Source organism: Shewanella sp. AS1, from assembly GCF_021412565.1.
Classification (GTDB): domain Bacteria; phylum Pseudomonadota; class Gammaproteobacteria; order Enterobacterales; family Shewanellaceae; genus Shewanella.
In genome coordinates this window covers 1-258 of sequence record NZ_JAKCLJ010000159.1, presented here as the reverse complement: position 1 = coordinate 258, position 258 = coordinate 1, and the positions used below count along the sequence as shown (strand labels likewise).

General features: G+C 60.1%; 1 protein-coding gene. It reads left to right on the top strand.

The features are described from left to right. Positions 1 to 258 (top strand): putative Ig domain-containing protein (locus LZP69_RS16500; protein ID WP_234201757.1); only part of this gene is annotated, 258 nt, incomplete at both ends.

The window sequence follows — 258 nt, the reverse complement described above, 5'->3', positions numbered from 1 at the left end:
CCCTGTCGGCTAGCACACCTGCATGGCTCAGCTTTGATGCCACCACCGGCACCTTCAGCGGCACGCCGGCGAACAGCGATGTAGGCACTGCCGCCATCACGGTCACCGCCACCGATAGCCAGGGTGCCACCGTCACGTCCACCTTTAACCTGGTGGTCAACAACGTTAACGATGCACCGGTACTGGACCCCATCGCGCAAGTCAGCGCCAAGGAAGATGGTTCAGTAGTTAATGGCACCATCACCTCCACCGATATCG